The organism is Pseudomonas sp. PS1(2021) (genome assembly GCF_020405165.1).
GTDB lineage: Bacteria > Pseudomonadota > Gammaproteobacteria > Pseudomonadales > Pseudomonadaceae > Pseudomonas > Pseudomonas aeruginosa.
Genome location: NZ_CP084484.1, coordinates 508,270 through 522,751 on the forward strand (window position 1 = coordinate 508,270; position 14,482 = coordinate 522,751).

The 14,482-nt window shown below is 67.5% G+C and carries 17 protein-coding genes; 5 read left to right on the forward strand and 12 right to left on the reverse strand.

The window, feature by feature from the left end; all coding sequences use genetic code 11:
- Positions 1-18: 18 nt before the first annotated feature.
- Genes ppiA through LE197_RS02500 form a run of 3 tightly spaced genes read right to left on the reverse strand, consistent with a single transcriptional unit; the run spans position 19 to position 2,327 of the window.
- The gene (gene ppiA, locus LE197_RS02490) at positions 19-582 is read right to left on the reverse strand and encodes a peptidylprolyl isomerase PpiA (RefSeq protein WP_003114812.1); all 564 of its coding nucleotides are present in this window, start codon (positions 580-582) and stop codon (positions 19-21) included.
- Positions 564-1,391 carry an alpha/beta fold hydrolase gene (locus tag LE197_RS02495; protein ID WP_033971662.1) on the reverse strand — a complete coding sequence of 276 codons (828 nt, stop codon included), beginning with the start codon at positions 1,389-1,391 and terminating at the stop codon, positions 564-566. The genes ppiA and LE197_RS02495 overlap by 19 nt, the downstream gene beginning before the upstream one ends.
- Before the next feature lie 6 nt (positions 1,392-1,397).
- Positions 1,398-2,327 carry a LysR family transcriptional regulator gene (locus LE197_RS02500; protein ID WP_003091534.1) on the reverse strand — a complete coding sequence of 310 codons (930 nt, stop codon included), beginning with the start codon at positions 2,325-2,327 and terminating at the stop codon, positions 1,398-1,400.
- A 199-nt stretch (positions 2,328-2,526) separates the two neighbouring features.
- On the opposite strand from LE197_RS02500, the gene LE197_RS02505 reads away from it, so the two are divergent.
- Positions 2,527-2,844 carry a hypothetical protein gene (locus tag LE197_RS02505; protein ID WP_003091533.1) on the forward strand — a complete coding sequence of 106 codons (318 nt, stop codon included), beginning with the start codon at positions 2,527-2,529 and terminating at the stop codon, positions 2,842-2,844.
- Between the two features lie 146 nt (positions 2,845-2,990).
- A complete protein-coding gene (gene azoR3 / locus LE197_RS02510) occupies positions 2,991-3,632 on the forward strand; it encodes an FMN-dependent NADH-azoreductase AzoR3 (protein WP_033971660.1) in 642 nt (213 codons plus the stop codon).
- Between the two features lie 104 nt (positions 3,633-3,736).
- Here azoR3 and LE197_RS02515 read toward each other — a convergent pair whose 3' ends face one another.
- The 3 genes from LE197_RS02515 to LE197_RS02525 form a co-directional block, all read right to left on the reverse strand.
- Positions 3,737-4,636, reverse strand: a complete 900-nt coding sequence (locus LE197_RS02515; protein ID WP_003116401.1) for a DMT family transporter — start codon at positions 4,634-4,636, stop codon at positions 3,737-3,739.
- A 9-nt stretch (positions 4,637-4,645) separates the two neighbouring features.
- Positions 4,646-4,981 (reverse strand): tRNA-binding protein, encoded by a 336-nt coding sequence (locus LE197_RS02520; RefSeq protein ID WP_003109191.1) that lies wholly within the window; start codon positions 4,979-4,981, stop codon positions 4,646-4,648.
- A 64-nt stretch (positions 4,982-5,045) separates the two neighbouring features.
- On the reverse strand, positions 5,046-5,810 hold the full coding sequence (locus LE197_RS02525; protein WP_058173275.1) for a helix-turn-helix domain-containing protein: 765 nt from the start codon (positions 5,808-5,810) through the stop codon (positions 5,046-5,048).
- A gap of 146 nt (positions 5,811-5,956) precedes the next feature.
- Here LE197_RS02525 and LE197_RS02530 point away from each other — a divergent pair, with 146 nt between their 5' ends.
- Together LE197_RS02530 and LE197_RS02535 are read left to right on the forward strand one after the other, a co-directional pair.
- Complete coding sequence (locus tag LE197_RS02530) at positions 5,957-6,769, forward strand: UDP-2,3-diacylglucosamine diphosphatase (protein ID WP_003091510.1); 813 nt, start codon at positions 5,957-5,959, stop codon at positions 6,767-6,769.
- On the forward strand, positions 6,766-7,821 hold the full coding sequence (locus LE197_RS02535) for a glycosyltransferase family 4 protein (RefSeq protein WP_033978726.1): 1,056 nt from the start codon (positions 6,766-6,768) through the stop codon (positions 7,819-7,821). Before LE197_RS02530 ends, LE197_RS02535 begins: the two co-directional genes overlap by 4 nt.
- Here the strand turns inward: LE197_RS02535 and LE197_RS02540 are convergent.
- Together LE197_RS02540 and LE197_RS02545 are read right to left on the reverse strand one after the other, a co-directional pair.
- Entirely contained in the window at positions 7,811-9,202 is a 1,392-nt protein-coding gene (locus LE197_RS02540) for a protein CyaB (RefSeq protein ID WP_003124349.1), read from the reverse strand. The two genes, LE197_RS02535 and LE197_RS02540, sit on opposite strands and share 11 nt — an antisense overlap.
- A gap of 216 nt (positions 9,203-9,418) precedes the next feature.
- On the reverse strand, positions 9,419-9,736 hold the full coding sequence (locus LE197_RS02545) for an Mpo1-like protein (RefSeq protein WP_003114819.1): 318 nt from the start codon (positions 9,734-9,736) through the stop codon (positions 9,419-9,421).
- A 142-nt stretch (positions 9,737-9,878) separates the two neighbouring features.
- Between LE197_RS02545 and LE197_RS02550 the strand changes: the two genes are divergently transcribed.
- The gene (locus tag LE197_RS02550) at positions 9,879-10,892 is read left to right on the forward strand and encodes an AraC family transcriptional regulator (RefSeq protein WP_039027969.1); all 1,014 of its coding nucleotides are present in this window, start codon (positions 9,879-9,881) and stop codon (positions 10,890-10,892) included.
- Positions 10,893-10,914: 22 nt separating this feature from the next.
- On the opposite strand, the gene LE197_RS02555 is transcribed toward LE197_RS02550, so the two are convergent.
- Genes LE197_RS02555 through LE197_RS02570 form a run of 4 tightly spaced genes read right to left on the reverse strand, consistent with a single transcriptional unit; the run spans position 10,915 to position 14,432 of the window.
- Positions 10,915-11,559, reverse strand: coding sequence for an ABC-type transport auxiliary lipoprotein family protein (locus LE197_RS02555; RefSeq protein ID WP_042168065.1), 645 nt, complete (start codon positions 11,557-11,559; stop codon positions 10,915-10,917).
- On the reverse strand, positions 11,556-12,494 hold the full coding sequence (locus LE197_RS02560; RefSeq protein WP_003091500.1) for an MlaD family protein: 939 nt from the start codon (positions 12,492-12,494) through the stop codon (positions 11,556-11,558). Before LE197_RS02560 ends, LE197_RS02555 begins: the two co-directional genes overlap by 4 nt.
- 1 nt (position 12,495) lies before the next feature.
- Positions 12,496-13,290, reverse strand: coding sequence for an ABC transporter ATP-binding protein (locus LE197_RS02565; protein ID WP_003114823.1), 795 nt, complete (start codon positions 13,288-13,290; stop codon positions 12,496-12,498).
- Positions 13,287-14,432: an MlaE family ABC transporter permease gene (locus LE197_RS02570; protein WP_059309690.1), complete on the reverse strand. Its 1,146-nt coding sequence runs from the start codon at positions 14,430-14,432 to the stop codon at positions 13,287-13,289. The genes LE197_RS02565 and LE197_RS02570 overlap by 4 nt, the downstream gene beginning before the upstream one ends.
- Positions 14,433-14,482 lie beyond the last annotated feature (50 nt).

The following is a 14,482-nucleotide window of genomic DNA, read 5'->3' on the forward strand; positions in this document are numbered from 1 at the left end:
AAGCCCCTGCGGCTGAACTCAGAGGCGTTTGGCGGACAGGATCACCACGTCGTCGCTCGGCACGTCGGCGAAGCCGTTGCGGCGGGTGGTGGGAACCTTGGCGATCTGGTCGACCACGCCCATGCCACGCACCACCTTGCCGAACACCGCATAGCCGAAGTCGCGGGCACCATGGTTGAGGAAGTCGTTGTCGGTCAGGTTGATGAAGAACTGGCTGGTGGCCGAATCGACCACGCCGGTACGGGCCATGGCGAGGGTGCCGCGCTCGTTGAGCAGGCCGTTGTCGGCCTCGTTCTTGATCGGTGCGCGGGTCTTCTTCTCCTGCATGCCGGCGCTGAAGCCGCCGGTCTGCACCATGAAGCCAGGGATCACGCGGTGGAACAGGGTGCCGTCGTAGTAGCCGCTGTCGACGTACTCGAGGAAGTTCTTCACGCTGATCGGCGCCTTGGCCGGATCGAGCTCTACCTCGATCTCGCCGAGGCTGGTGGCGATCAGGACGTGCGGCTTGGCGGCAGGCGTGGCGGCCAGCAGGGAACCGGCGAAGAGCAGGGTGCAGGCGGCGATCAGGAGACGTTTGAGCATGGTTGTTCCTTGGTTTTGTCGATATCGGCGAGGAAGCCGAGCAGGGTGGTGTTGAAAATCTCGGGTTGGTCCATCGGCGTGGCGTGGCGGGAGTCCTCCACCACCACCAGGCGGGCGTCGGCGATCCGCTCGCAATAGGCCTGCTTCAGCGATACCGGCGTGTAGTCGCGATCCGCGCTGATCACCAGGGTCGGACAGGCGATCTCGGCCAATCGTTCCTGCACGCCCCAACCGATGATCGCGTCGAGGCTGGCCAGGTAGGCGCGCTTGTCGTTCTCCGCCCAGCGCGCCTCGATCTTCTCTCGCAGCACGGCCTGTTCCGCCTTGGGAAACAACAGCCGGCCGAGGGCGCGGCCGATGGTCCGCAGGCTGAGCAGGCGCGAGAGGAGCTTGCGCTTGGCCACCTCCAGATGCTCGCGAGGCTTGCGCGGGATGACTTCCGGAGTGCTGTTGACGATGGTCAGGCTGCGCAGCAGGTCGGGTCGATCGCAGGCCAGCTGGAAGCCGATCATCCCGCCCATGCTGATGCCGACCAGGTGTACCGGGCCGCAGCCGAGCCGGTCGAGCAGCGCCGCGCAGTCCTCGGCGAAGCCGGCCATGCTGTAGCCGCCGCGCGGCTTGCCGGAGCGGCCGTGGCCGCGCAGATCCGGGATCAGCAGGCGGTAGCGGCCCAGCAGGGCCGGCAACTGGTATTCCCAGTCGCGGGCGCTCGAACCGAGACCGTGCAGCAGCAGGACCGGCGCGCGCTCGGCGGGACCGGGGTGGTCGTCGTAGACGAGGGTGCAGTCGCGGTGCTGGAAGTCAGGCATCTGCGCTCACTCGGCGGCCGGTTCGGGCGCCGCGAAGGGCGCGTTGAGCGGTACGTTGGCGAACGACTTGAGCATTTCCATGAGGATCTGGCTGGCCGGGCCGAGCGGCTTTTCCTTGTTGGTGTAGAGGTAGAAGCGGCTCTGCCGCACGCCGCCCTGGCTCAGCGGCAGCGGCTTGAGTTGGCCGCTCTGCAGTTCGCGCTCGATGATGTGCCGCGGCAGCCAGGCGAAGCCCAGGCCGTTGCCGACGAAGGTCGCCGCGGTAGCCAGGCTGCCCACCGTCCAGCGCTGTTCGGCGCCCAGCCAGCCGTGGTCGCGCGGCTGTAGCCGGCCGCTGTCGCGGATCACCACCTGCATCTGGGTTTCCAGGTCCTGGTGGGTCAGTTCGCGTTGCAGGCGGTGCAGCGGATGGTCGGGGTGGGCCACGGCGACGAACTCGACCACGCTGAGGTCGGCGCCGAGGTGGCCGGGAATGATCAGGCCGCTGATCGCCAGGTCGGCGGCGCCCTGGATCAGCGCTTCCTCGACGCCGGAGAGCACTTCCTCGCGCAGCAGCACGCGACAGCCGCGGCTCTGCGGCATGAAGGCGGACAGCGAGCGGACGATCCGCGCGGTGGGGTAGGCGGCGTCCACCACCAGGCGCACCTCGGGTTCCCAGCCCTGTTCCATGTGGTGGGCCAGTTCCTCCAGTTGCCCGGCCTGCTTGACCAGTTGCCGCGAACGGCGCAGCAACACTTCGCCGGCCTCGGTCAGCACCGCCTTGCGTCCGTCGATGCGCAGCAGCGGCACGCCGAGCTGTTCCTGCATGCGCGCCACGGTATAGCTGATCGATGATTGCGAGCGGTGCAGGGCTTCCGCGGCCTGGGCGAAGCCGCCGTGGTCGACCACCGCCTGCAGGGTCCGCCATTGGTCCAGGGTTACGCGTGGCGCTTTCATTTCCGCCTCCTCGAATGCAGGGATGCCTCGCCGGCGTTTCCGCGGCCGGCAGGCGATGACGAGTGCGCCGGAGGGGCGACTTCGCTTATCGTGTCGTCGGCGTCCTGTACGGGGTAGCTGTCCATTCTCTTGACGTACGGGATGCCGTGGTTTTCAGGGTGTTGCCATTTTTCCATCTGTCGCTACCGGGAGTCCGGCCATGAAAAGGCTTTGCTGTTTCGCACTATCGCTGCTGCCCCTGTCCGCTTTCGCCTATCCGATCGAGGTCGACCCGCAACTCAACGGCACCGAGGTCTCCTACAGCACCCAGGACATCGGTCGCGACATGGGCGCGATCCTCCTCACCAACCTGGGAGGCCAGGCGGCAGAGTGCACGGCGGTGTTCCGCAACGGCCCGGAGACCCCGAAAGTGCGCAAGGGCGTGATCCAGCCCGGGCAGAACAGCAACTTCACCGCGCAGTTCGGCCGCGACATCATCAAGTTGCGGATCAAGCTGACCTGCAAGATCGCGAAATAGAGCGTTCTCTCACCGAAAGACTAGGTGGTGCCTGTTTATAAATCAACCTGGTCGATATTTAACAGCGGTTTTTTCAACTTTTTAATCGATTAATCATTCTCTACCCTCACCTCCATCGTTGTAGCGCAGTGGGTGGAGGTCGAGTCATGTCCCGTGTCCTGGTTATCGAGAGCAGTGCCCGCCAACGGGGCTCGGTTTCCCGCCTGCTGACGGCGGAATTCATCTCCCACTGGAAAGCCGCGCATCCCGCTGATCGCTTCCAGGTCCGCGACCTGGCGCGCGAGCCGCTGCCGCACCTCGATGAATTATTGCTGGGAGCCTGGACCACCCCCTGTGATGGCCATAGCGCTGCGGAAAGGCGCGCCCTCGAGCGTTCCAATCGCCTGACCGAGGAGTTGCGGATGGCGGACGTGCTGGTGCTGGCGGCACCGATGTACAACTTCGCCATTCCCAGCAGCCTGAAGAGCTGGTTCGACCATGTGCTGCGTGCCGGCCTGACTTTCCGTTACGCCGAGCAGGGTCCGGAAGGCCTGCTACAGGGCAAGCGCGCCTTCGTTCTCACCGCCCGCGGCGGGATCTACGCCGGCGGCGGTCTCGATCACCAGGAACCCTATCTGCGCCAGGTGCTGGGCTTCGTCGGCATCCACGACGTTACCTTCGTCCACGCGGAGGGCATGAACATGGGCCCGGAATTCCGTGAGAAAGGCCTGGCGCGAGCCCGCGAGCGGATGCGGCAGGCGCTGGAAACCGACACCTCCCTTTGCGTCCCTCTGCCAACGCTCCGGTGATTGGACGCAGCACCCGGTCGAACCCCTTCCCCCCGCGTGTTCGACCGGGTTTTTTTATTCCCTGCGGACTTTCGATGGTTGCCGGTGTGACGGCCGGGGCGGATTCAGGCGCGCTCGGGATCGCCTCGTTCGTCGCCGACTGCGGTTTTCCTGCCCCGTGCACCGAGGCGCGCCGACAGCACGATGGCGAGGATGATCAGGGCACCGCCGAGGAACATCCGTGGCCCCGGCGTCTCATGGAACAACAGCCAGGCGAAGGCGATCCCGTAGACCGGCTCCAGGGCGAATACCAGCGCCGCGGTGCGGGCCTTGACCACCGCCAGGCTGGCCACGAACAGGCTGTGCGCCAGGCCGGTGCAGAAGACGCCCAGCAGGGCCAGCCAGAGCCAGTCGAGAGCGGGTAGCGCCGGTAGTTCGCCGACCGCGAACGGCAGCAGGCACAGGGCGACTACCAGGTTCTGCCAGAGCGCCGCCTGCACCGGGCCGACCTGCCCGCTGTTGCTACGGTTGGCCAGCGACAGCAGGGCGAACAGCAGGCCGGAAAGGATCGCCCAGAGCAGGCCGAGGGTGGCGCCGCTGGCGAGGTCGAAGTTCGGCGTGACCAGCACCAGGCCAAGGCTGACCAGGACCACCAGCAGTCCTTCCGCGAGATGAATGCGCTCGCGGAAGAGCAGCCCTTCGAGGATTACGGTGAAGGCCGGGAAGCTGGCGAAGCCGAGGGTGGCGATGGCCACGCCGGCGGTCTTCACGGCGATGAAGAAACTCACCCAGTGCCCGGCCAGGAGCAGGCCGCAGAGCGCCAGGCGCAGCCATTGCGCGGGTCCCAGGGCGCGCCAGGCCTGGCCCGCGAGGCGGGCGAAGAGGCCGAGGGCGAGCACCGCGAACAGCGCACGGCCGAACACGATCACCCCGGGGGAGGCGCTGGCCAGCTTGCCGAACACCCCGGTCAGGCCGAAGAGGAGGGCGCCGCCGTGCAGGGCGGCGAGGGCGGAACGTCGATTCATGGGGATCCTTCAGGCCAGGCGCGCACCGTTGGGCAGGGGCTTGTCGAAGCCGGCCAGGACCACCTTGTCCTCGCTATCGTAGACCCCGGTGACCAGGACCTCCGAGCGCACCCCGGCGATCTGCTTCGGAGCGAAGTTGCAGACGCAGAGGACCTGGCGTCCGACCAGTTGCTCGGCCTGGTAGTGTGCGGTCAGTTGCGCGCTGGAGGTGCGCAGGCCGAGCGGTCCGAGGTCGACCTCGAGGACATAGGCGGGTTTGCGTGCCTTGGGGTTGGGAGCGGCGCTGAGGATGGTGCCGACGCGCAGTTCGACGCGTTCGAAATCCTGCCATTCGATGATGTCCATGCTGACTCCTGGTCTGTCGATGGGCAGAGAGTAAGGAGTCGTGACGGATTTGTCTGTCGTGCGGCTAGCCGGTTTTGTCGCGGGACTCGCGACGCAGTTGTCGCGGGGTGACGCCGAACTCGCGGACCAGCGCTGCGGTGAAGGCGCTCTGCGAGGCGTAGCCGACCCGGGCGGCGATCTCGCCCACCGCCAGGCTGCTCTCCAGCAACAGTTCGTGGGCCTGGTGCAGGCGTCGGCTGCGCGCGTAGTCCATGGGCGTCTGTCCGGTCTCGGCGAGGAACAGGCTGTGGAAGCGCGCCACCGAAAGACCGGCCAGCCGCGCCAGGTCGGCTACCTGTAGCGGATGGGCGGCATGGCGGTCGAGGTAGGCGTCCAGGCTGGCCAGTGGCAGGCGGGGCTGCTGGCGCGGCGGCTGGCGCTCGCTGGCCAGGCTGGCGAGGAGCAGGCCGGCGCCCTGGTGGGCGATCACCGGGTCGTTGATCGGGCCGCTGGCCAGCCAGTTCACCAGTTGGCCCTGGGCGGGCGTCAGCGACAGCGCCTGCGGTCGCTCGAACAGCCGCCGACCGGCTTCGGTGTGTTCGCCCAGGCCCAGCAGCAGGCTGCCGTCGCAGGGCAGGTCGAGGACCAGGCAGCGGCTGCCGGAGGGACTCGAGCAGGCATGCCGGGCTTGCGCCGGAACCACCGCGAAGGTCTGCCGCAACACGCGGCTGCCGCGCCCCTCGACCTCGAAGTCGAGGCAGCCGCTGAGGCCCAGGACCAATTGGGCATGGTCATGGCTGTGGACGATCTGGTCGTGGCTGTAGTGACGCAGGGAAAGGATCGAACCCATGGCGAAGCTCCCGGAGGCAGGCGCCCAGTCTACCCGCTGGCGCCGGCGACAGACAGCCGGGCCCTGTCACGCAACGGTCGCCGGCCTGTCACAGTCGTTTCACCGGCGCCGGCCAAGATCGGAAAAACACCGTCGGAGACCCGCCGATGAGCACCGCGCAACGCTTCACCTCGAACCGCAAGCAGCGGGTCCGGACCCTGTGGATCTCGGATGTCCACCTGGGGACGCGGGATTGCCAGGCCGAACACCTGGCGGCGTTCCTCAAGCGCTACCACGCCGATCGCATCTACCTGGTGGGCGACATCATCGACGGCTGGAAGCTGCGCGGCGGCATCTACTGGCCGCAGGCGCACACCAATGTGATCCGTCGCCTGCTCACCCTGAGCAAGCGCGGCACCGAAGTGATCTACGTCACCGGCAACCATGACGAATTCCTGCGCCGCTATTCGAGCCTGATCCTCGGCAACATCCGCCTGGTCGACGAGGCGGTGCACAGTACCGCCGACGGCCGCAAGCTGCTGGTGATACACGGTGACCAGTTCGACGTGATCACCCGCTACCACCGCTGGCTGGCTTTCCTCGGCGATTCCGCCTACGAGTTCACCCTGCTCCTCAACCGTTGGCTGAACCACTGGCGGCGGCGCTGGGGCTACGGCTACTGGTCGCTGTCGGCGTACCTCAAGCACAAGGTCAAGACCGCGGTGAACTTCATCAGCGACTTCGAGGAAGCCATCGCCCACGAGTGCCACAAGCGCGGGCTCGACGGGGTGGTCTGCGGGCACATCCACCATGCCGAGATCCGCCGCATCGAGGGCGTCGATTACCTCAACTGCGGCGACTGGGTGGAGTCCTGCACGGCGCTGATCGAACACTGGGACGGCAGCATCCAGCTCTACCGCCTGGCCGAGGAGCAGGCGCGGCTGGCGGCGCAGGCCGCGGCGGTCGAGCCGGCGGCATGAGGCTATTGATCGTCAGCGACGCCTGGTTACCGCAAGTCAACGGAGTCGTCACCAGCCTGCTGGCCCTGCAGCGCGAGCTGGAACTGCTGGGCCACCAGGTACGGGTGCTGTCGCCCGCCGACTTCCGCTGCCTGCCCTGTCCCAGCTATCCGGAAATCCCCCTGGCCTGGAACCTCTGGCGCCTCGGCGGGCTGATCGAGGCCTTCGCCCCGGATGCCGTGCACCTGGCCACCGAGGGGCCGCTCGGCTGGGCCGCGCGGCGCTGGCTGGGCAAGCGCGGCCTGGAATTCACCTCGGCGATCCATACGCGCTTTCCCGAATACCTGCGTGACCGCTGTCCGTGGCTGCCGCTGTCCTGGGGCTATGCCTTCCTGCGCACCTTCCATCGGCCGAGCCGGGCGGTGCTGGTGAGCACCCCGCGCCTGCGCGACGAGTTCTGCGCCTGGCGCTTCCAGCACCTGCGGCTGTGGCGCAAGGGCGTCGATACCGAACTGTTCCACCCCGCCGAGACACCCCCGGCGGAAGAGCGGCCGCCGGTGTTCCTGTATGTCGGGCGGCTGGCGACGGAAAAGAACCTGGAGGCGTTCCTCGATCTCGAACTGCCGGGCGAAAAATGGCTGGTGGGCGACGGCCCGCAGCGGGCGGCGCTGGAGCAGCGCTATCCACAGGCGCGTTTTCTCGGCTACCGCCATGGCCGCGCGCTGGCCGACGCCTACCGGGCGGCCTCGGTGCTGGTGTTCCCCTCGCTGACCGATACCTATGGCCTGGTGATGCTCGAAGCTCTGGCCTGTGGCGTGCCGGTGGCGGCCTTCGCCGTGCCGGGGCCGCTGGATGTATTGCAGCAGGGCGTGACCGGGGTCATGCACGAGGATCTTGGCGAAGCCTGCCGCCAGGCGCTGGCGCTGGATCGCCAGGCCTGCGGGCGCTGGGCGCGGGAGCAGTCCTGGCGGGTTTCGGCGGAGGAGTTCCTGGCGCTGCAGGCGAGCGGCCCGCGGACTGCGCCGGAATGGCGCGACGAACTGCCGGCGGCGTTCGACGAACTTAGAGGATGACCTTGTCGCGCAGGCGCTCGGCGGCCTGTTGCAGGGCCTGGATGACCCGTTCCTTGTCGTAGTTCTGGATGTTGTTGGTGTCCAGGTACATGGAGAAGCCGGGCAATTCGTGCTCGACGTAGCTGGGCGCGGCGCCGAGGTCGCGGCGCGAGTCCACCACCTGGTAGATCTGCACCGGGCGGCTGAAGCCCTTGACCGCGATCTGGCCCTTGTCGCGGCACATGATCACGTCCTTGATCAGCGAGTAGGTCTCGTGGGAAATGAGGATTTCGCCGGCTTCCGAGGCGCTTTCCAGGCGGCTGGCGAGGTTCACCTCGCGGCCGATGATGGTGTAGTCCATGCGCGTGTCGGCGCCGAAGTTGCCCACCGTGCAATAGCCGGTGTTGATGCCCATGCGGATTTCCAGCGGCTTGGTGATGCCCTGGGCCCGCCACTGCTGGCGCAGCACCTTCATGTGCTTGCGCATGGCGATGCCCATCGATACCGCAGCCACCGCGTCCTTCTTCGCGCCCTGGGTGCTGGGGTCACCGAAGAACACCATGACGCAGTCGCCGACGAACTTGTCGATGGTGCCGCCGTACTTGAGGGCGATCTTCGACATTTCGTTGAGGTAGTTGTTGAGCAGGTCGGTCAGGGCTTCGGCTTCCAGTTCCTCGGATAGCTCGGTGAAGCCGCGGATGTCGGAGAAGAACACGGTGAGCTTCTTGCGCTGGGTTTCCAGGCGCACGCTCTTCTTGCCGCTGAAGATCATTTCCCAGACCTGCGGCGATAGGTACTTGGCCAGGTTGCGCGCGAGCCGCGCGGCCTTCTCCTGCTCGCGGGCGATCTCCTGGCGCACCTGGGCCAGGCGCAGGCCCTGCTGGTGGCCGAAGAAGGCGGTGATGCAGATGTACAGGCCGCAGAACAGGATGCTGACCGCGGCCACCTCGACCGGGGTATTGCCCAGCAGCGGCGGGGCGACGAGCACGGCGACCAGCAGGGCGCTGCTGGCCGATACCAGCAAGGCCATGCCGAGCAGGCGCAGGCCGCCGATGACCAGTGCGGTGAAGCTCAGCACCAGCAGGAACATCAGGCTGGGTACCACGGAGAAGCCGAGCAGCGCCATGCCCAGGCCACAGTGCACGGCGTCGACCGCGAGCAGGGCGCGGGTCACCTTGCGCGGGTCGTGCTGGCGGAAGCGCTGGCCGAGGTGGTACGCCAGGTGCGGGTAGAGCAGCGCATAGGGCACCATCCAGAGGATGCCGTAGCTGAAATACTGGGTGTAGGTTCCCGCCGCGATGCTGGCGCCACAGGCGATATAGGCCAGCACGCGCGAATAGTATTCACGCATGGACGCGACGGACCGGCTCGTCGGCGAGCGGTCGGGGAGGGTAGGCTTCATGCGCTGGAGAGGATCCCTGTGTATTTTCGTCCCGGCTCGGCCTCGTGAGCTTTCCGCCTGGGGAATGGCGGGTGGCCAGGTTGCTGGCGGAATCTTAACCAAGCGTTTGCGCGGCGGCCAGTGACAGCTGATCGATAGTTCAGGAAAGCGCGCCGATCCGGGACCGACGGTCGTCCCGGGGGAGCGACCGGCCCGGGGGCCAGCCGCGCGGATGGGTCAGAAGCGGATGCGGCCGGTGAAAGCGTCCTTGAGCATCACCCAGTCGCCCATGAACGACCACAGCGGGTACTTGAAGGTGGCCGGGCGGTTCTTCTCGAAGACGAAGTGGCCGACCCAGGCGAAGCCGTAGCCCACCAGCGGCAGCGCCAGCAGCCATAGCCACTGCTGGCTGGCCACGGCGTGGAAGAGCACCGCCAGCACCAGCAGGCTGCCGACGTAGTGCAGGCGGCGGCAGACCGCGTTGCTGTGTTCCTGCAGGTAGTAGGGGTAGAACTCGGCGAAACTGTGGAAACGCTCGTCGTCAGGGCTGCTCATGGAATGCCTCCTCTCGTTGTGTCCACGCAGTGTAGTGCGGGCCGCACGATGTCGCGGATGACATACAGGGCCAGTTTAGTATCCTTGGGCCGCCAGGCCGGTCGACGGTCGGCGTGCCTCCCGCCAGAACAAGAAGAGACCGATGCCGGAACGTACAACCTTGTCCAGCTGGGTCCAGGGCATCGTCATCGCCCTGGAGCTGGAAGGCCTCGACGGACGCCAGCTGTTCGCCGAGCTGGGCCTCGACTACCAGGCCCTGCAGGACCCCGACGCGCGCTTCCCGCAGGACGCCATGAGCCGTCTGTGGCAGCGTGCGGTGGCGCTCAGCGGCAACCCGGCGATCGCCCTGAACATCGCCCGGGTCCGGCGCCCGGCTTTCCACGTCGTCGGCTATGCGCTGATGTCGAGCCGCAACCTGGCGGAAGGCTTCGCGCGCCTGGAGCGCTACCAGCGGATCATCGCGGAAGCGTCCGACCTGACTTTCCGCCGCACGCCGCAGGGCTATCGAATCGGCGTCACGGTGCATGGCGATCGCCTGCCGGCGCCACCGCAGAGTGCCGAATGCTCGCTGGCCTACCTGGTGGACATGGTCCGCTGGATCACCGGCCGGTCGCTGGACCCGCTGGCGGTGGAACTGCCCGGCGCGCCCCGCGAGCCGCTGGCACCCTATGTCGAGCTGTTCCGCGCGCCGCTGCGCTTTCACGCCGAGGAGTTCGCGCTGGTGTTTTCCCGCGTCGACCTCGAGACGCCGCTACCCTCGGCCAACGAGGCGCTGGCCCAGTTGCACGATCGCTTCGCCGGCGAATACCTGGCGCGTTTCAGTACCAGCCGCATCACCCATCTGGCCCGGCAGACCTTGTGCCGGCTGCTGCCGCAGGGAGAACCCAGGCGCGAACGGGTGGCCCAGGCGCTGCACCTGTCGCAGCGCACCTTGCAACGGCGCCTCCAGGAAGAAGGCACCAGCTACCAGCAACTGCTCGACGACACGCGCCGGGATATGGCCGAGCAGTATCTCCAGCAGCCCGGCCTGACCTTGCTGGAAGTCGCCTACCTGCTGGGTTTCGCCGATCCGAGCAATTTCTTCCGGGCATTCCGTCGCTGGTTCGGCTGCACGCCCAACGAATACCGGGCGCGCCGCCAGGAGCCCCCGGGCTAGTCGCCAGGCCAGGCGGGACGCTTCAGGGCTGCACGGCGGGTTGCGCCGAGGCCTGGCGTAGGGTCCAGTCGAGAACCTGGGCCGACAGCGTATCGCCGGCCTTGCCGAAGGCGCTGACCACCGCCGCGACCTTCTTGCCGTCCACCGGCTGGCTGACCTCGAAACGCCGGCTGGCGACCACGCGCTTGTCGTCGGTACGCACCAGGCGCGCGTCGTAGCGGATCAGCGCGCTGGCCTGGCCGTTCGGGTACTCGGTCTGGAAGGCGCGAAGGTCGCCGCCCAGTTCGAAATCGGCCTGCAGGTTGCTGTCGTCGCTGCTCAGGCCGCGGACCCGGCCGTCGGCCTGGAACGCCTGCATCAGACGGTCGCGCAGCAGCGACGGCGCCGGATCGCTCCAGCGTGCGCCCTGGTACACGCTGATCTCGTCGCCGTGCGGACGCACCGCGATGCGCGGGCTCTCCAGCACCAGGCTGGTACGCGGCCGGGCGATCCGCAGCGACCAGTCGACCGGCCTGGCGGCGGCGCTGGCCGGAGGGTTGTGCACCGGTAGCAGGTAGACCTGGAGGACCTGCGCCTCCGGCAGGATCGAGCAGGCGCCGAGGGCTGCGAACGCGGCCAGGCCGGCGGCCAGGGACAGGCGACGGAGCGGGCGAAGGGCGAGCCTCATGGGGTGAACTCCTTGGTTTTTTCCCGGCCCAGCAGGTAGTTCGCCGGGTTTTCTTCCAGGCGCCGGCTGATTCCGCGCAGTGCCGCCAGGGTATCGCGCAGTTCGCTGACCGCCGGGCCCAGCTCGGCGAGTCCCTGGATGCCGCCGTCCAGAGAGTGGCGATTCTCGCTGATCAACTGGTCGAGGGTGGCGCTGGTGCGCTCCAGCGAAGCCATGGTCTTGTTGGCGTTTTCCAGCATCCCCTTGCCTTGCTCGTTGAGCAGGCCGTTGGCGCTGCGCATCAACTCGCTGGCCTGGGCCAGGGCGGCGTTGGCCTGCCTGCTCGCCTGGGCCAGCTGCTGCATCACCGCGCTGACGTTCTCGCGCTCGGCGGAGAGTGCGCCGGTGGCCTGGTCGAGATGGTCGAGGGTGCGGCTGATGCGCGCTGTGTTTTCCTCGGAGAGCAGGTTGCTGAAGCGCGCGATGAGCTGGTTGATGTTGCCCATCAGGTCTTCGCCGTTGCTGAGTAACTGGGTCAGCGGCGAGGGCGTGGCGACGATCACCGGGATCTTCCCGTCCTTGCCCTCCAGCATCGGGCTGGCGGGCGTGCCGCTGCTGAGCTGGATGATCGAGGTGCCGGTGATCCCGGTGAGCGCCAGCTTGGCGGTGGTGTCCTGCTTGATCGGCGCGCTGGCCACCACGCGGATGCGTGCCCAGACCTTGCGTGGGTCTTGCGGATCGAGGCGAAGGAAGGCCACGTCGCCGACCTTGATCCCGCTGTACTGCACCGAGCTGCCCTGGGAAAGGCCACTGACCGCTTCGTTGAAGACGATGTCGTAGTAGTTGAACTTGCCCTCCGAGCCGGACTTGGCCAGCCACAGGCCGAAGAGCAGGGCGGCGCCGATCACGATCACGCTGAACAGGCCGATCAACACATGGTGGGCTCGGGTTTCCATCTCAGTGATTCTCCGGCACGGCGGCGGCTTGGTGGGCGGCGCGCCCGCGCGGCCCGTGGAAGTATTCGCGGACCCAGGCGTCGTCGGTGGCGGCGACCCGTTCCAGGGTATCGACCACCAGGACCTTCTTCTGCGACAGCACGGCGACCCGGTCGCAGATGGTGTACAGGGTGTCCAGGTCATGGGTGACCAGGAATACGGTCAGGCCGAGGGCGTCGCGCAGGGTTCGGATCAGGTTGTCGAAGGCCGCCGCGCCGATCGGGTCGAGGCCGGCGGTGGGCTCGTCGAGGAACAGGATGTCCGGGTCCAGCGCCAGGGCGCGGGCCAGGGCGGCGCGCTTGATCATGCCGCCGGAAAGCGAGGCAGGATACTTGTCGCCGGCGTTGGCCGGTAGCCCGGCCAGGGCCAGCTTGACCTGGGCCAGGTGCTCTGCGTCGGCGCGCGGCAGGCCGGCGTTCTCGATCAGCGGCAGGGCGACGTTCTCCACCACGGTAAGCGAGGAAAACAGCGCGCCCTGCTGGAACAGCACGCCGAAGCGCCGTTCGACCAGGGAGCGGCGTTCCTCCGGCAGTTGCAGCAGGTCTTCGCCGAACACCCGCACGCTGCCGGAGGTCGGCCGGCGCAGGCCGACGATGCTGCGCAGCAGCACCGACTTGCCGGTGCCGGAGCCGCCGACCACGCCGAGGATCTCGCCGCGACGGACGTCGAGGTCGAGGTGCTCGTGGACCGCCTGGGCGCCGAAACGGTTGCACAGGTCGCGGACCTGGATGATCGCTTGCGGGTTGTCCTGGTTCACCAGCCCATCTCCATGAAGAACAGCGCGGCGAGGGCGTCGAGCAGGATCACCACGAAGATCGAGTGGACCACGCTGGTGGTGGTGTGCGCGCCCACCGACTGGGCGCTGCCGCTGACCTTGAAGCCTTCCAGGCAGCCGATCACGGCGATCAGGAAGGCGAACAGCGGGGCCTTGCTGATACCGACCAGGAAATGCTGTACGCCGATTCCGTCCTCCATGATCGACAGGAACATCGCCGGCGGGATGTCCAGGGTCCAGGCGCAGACGGTCATGCCGCCGACGATGCCGCAGAGCATGCCGACGAAGGTCAGCATCGGTAGCGATACCAGCAGCGCCAGCACCCGCGGCAGCACCAGCAGCTCGATGGGGTTGAGGCCGAGGGCGCGGATCGCGTCGATCTCCTCGTTGGCCTTCATCGAACCGATCTGCGCGGTGAAGGCGCTGGCGGTGCGGCCGGCCATGAGGATCGCGGTGAGCAGCACGGCGAACTCGCGGAGGAAGGAGAACACCACCAGGTTGACCGTGTAGATGGTCGCGCCGAAGTTGGCCAGCACCGTGGCGCCGAGGAAGGCGATCACCGCGCCGACCAGGAAGGTCAGCAGAGCGATGATCGGCACCGCGTCCAGGCCGCTCTTCTCGATGTTCGCCACCAGCGGCGTGACCCGCCAACTGGCCGGGCGGACCAGGCTGCGGAGCAGGGTCTCCAGGGTCAGGCCGATGAAGCCGAGGAGTGCCTTGAGGTGCAGCCAGAAGGTCTCCATGGCACAACCGATGCGAGCCAGCAGCTCGATGGCGGTGGTGGGCGGCTTGGGTTTCTCCGGCTCGCAGAAGTCGTGCAGGGCGTGGCCGACGGTCTTCAGCAGGGCCTGGCGCTCGCGCGGCAGACCGGGCTCCAGCTCGGCGAGGTCGGCCAGGCGCTCGGCACCGAGCAATTCGGCGAGCAGGGCGGCACCGGCGGTATCCAGGGCGCCCAGTTGGCTCAGGTCGAAGCTGACGTTGGCCGCCACTTCGCTGCGCAGGCGCGTCACTTCGCGCTCCAGGGCCGTGTAGTGGGCGAGCGTCCAATCACCTATGGCTCTGACGCGGGCGGGCTGGGTGGAGCTATCCAGGCTCACGTGGCCGGGTTGCGGCTGTATCGTCATGGTGCAGAAGCTTACACCGGCTTTTCAGTCCCTGAGTAGAGCCATTGCAG